This window comes from Photobacterium aquae (genome assembly GCF_001029445.1).
GTDB lineage: Bacteria > Pseudomonadota > Gammaproteobacteria > Enterobacterales > Vibrionaceae > Photobacterium > Photobacterium aquae.
The window spans coordinates 1-1427 of sequence record NZ_LDOT01000072.1 but is presented as its reverse complement, the minus strand read 5'-3'; the positions used below and the strand labels follow the sequence as shown (position 1 = coordinate 1427).

The 1427-nt window shown below is 47.4% G+C and carries 3 protein-coding genes and 1 pseudogene; 3 read left to right on the top strand and 1 reads right to left on the bottom strand.

Going from position 1 to position 1427, the window contains the following annotated elements:
- The 3 genes and pseudogenes from ABT56_RS24340 to ABT56_RS24140 all read left to right on the top strand — a co-directional run.
- Positions 1-189, top strand: a pseudogene (locus tag ABT56_RS24340) (virion protein); the annotation flags it as partial.
- 94 nt (positions 190-283) lie between these two features.
- Positions 284-481 (top strand): hypothetical protein, encoded by a 198-nt coding sequence (locus tag ABT56_RS22725; protein WP_047881201.1) that lies wholly within the window; start codon positions 284-286, stop codon positions 479-481.
- Between the two features lie 9 nt (positions 482-490).
- The gene (locus tag ABT56_RS24140; protein WP_157037953.1) at positions 491-646 is read left to right on the top strand and encodes a hypothetical protein; all 156 of its coding nucleotides are present in this window, start codon (positions 491-493) and stop codon (positions 644-646) included.
- Positions 647-673: 27 nt separating this feature from the next.
- Here ABT56_RS24140 and ABT56_RS22720 read toward each other — a convergent pair whose 3' ends face one another.
- A complete protein-coding gene (locus ABT56_RS22720) occupies positions 674-1141 on the bottom strand; it encodes a phage protein (protein WP_047881200.1) in 468 nt (155 codons plus the stop codon).
- Between the last annotated feature and the right edge of the window lie 286 nt (positions 1142-1427).

Below are 1427 nucleotides of genomic sequence, written 5' to 3'. Positions count from 1 at the left end.
CCCAGCCATGAAAACAACAGCGACCATTATGCCGATATGGTGAGCCGTTGGTCAGGGTACGACAAACACGAGATGGTCGATGTTCGCAACGATACCGTGGCCGCCAAGATCATCAAGGCAATGGCACGGATGGAAGTTGGCAAGAAATACGCCTTCAACGAAGTCATGGAAGGAGTTGCACTGGCATGACAACCAAAAAAGCTGTCACTACGGTAGCAATCAGCGTCACGGGCATCGTAATCGGTGCCTATACACTCAAATACTTGCGTAAAAAAGGATGGTTATGATTAATTTCAAGGAATCGAGCACCAAAACAGGCCTGATCTTGTTGGGCAGCGTTATCGCTGGCGTTTTTACTGGCAATAGCGAGCTGGTTACTGTGACCGTTGGCGAATCCGGTGCCCAAATTGGCGGAGCCATTCCGGCAGTGGCCGCCGCGATCATCGGCGTGTTTGACACGTTGCGCAAAGAAAAAGACTAGGGGACTTGTGTGGACATTTACCAAACCGTACTGGTTGCCGCCGCCACGGGCTTTTGCTCGGCGTTCGGCACCGGGATTGCCATGAAGACCGATATTGCATGGATTAAGAAGATTATCGAGTCGCACGAAAAACGGCTGGCTACCATAGAAAACAAGGGCGCATAACGCGCCCTTGGTGTTTTGAGTAGTATATCAGTTGGCTTTCCGTCGTTTCTCTCGCGCATTACGGTGTAACTTTTTCTGTTCTTTTGTGATGGTTTCCTGCCTAGGTTCTTTCAATCGACGGCCACCACGGAACGGAAGTGGCGTAACTACGTTCGAACGGGTCGGAATATAGTCTAATTCGTACATTCGTTTAAGGGCGTGGTATTCATCATTGCGTAAAACCCATGCGTCGAGCTCTTTGGGACTGAAAACGCGGTTCTCAGGAGTAATGATAATGCAGCGATCTTCGCAGATTCGGAAACCTTGCCACCGGGTATCATCGGGGAGATAGCCACGGGCACGAATAATCAGTAATTTTTCGGCCATAGGATTAACGTCAACTTCGCCGTTGAGCCAGCGTTGAACAGTAATTTCCCGGACATGAAACCAAGCAGCGGCTTGGCGGATTGATTCAAAATGCCGCCAGAACAGCGTGACGAATGACTCGTGCAGCATGATGCACCTCACAATTCTTATTATTTAATTTAAGTTTTTTCCGATTCCTCGCAACGGTAATAATCTACTTTTGCGATTAAAAAGGACTGACTACCAGAGACGAACAAAATGTCTGTCAATGACGAGCCAGATTTACAACAAATCCGAGTATTGAGAAAGTGACAGTCTTTGGTTATAACAGGATGTTTCCAAAGGGTTTTTTATGGATGTTTATGATGGTTTCAGGGCTGACTCAAATCCCGATTTCAAATGTTAAATTTAGACCACTTAGTGCGCATTATGTGGT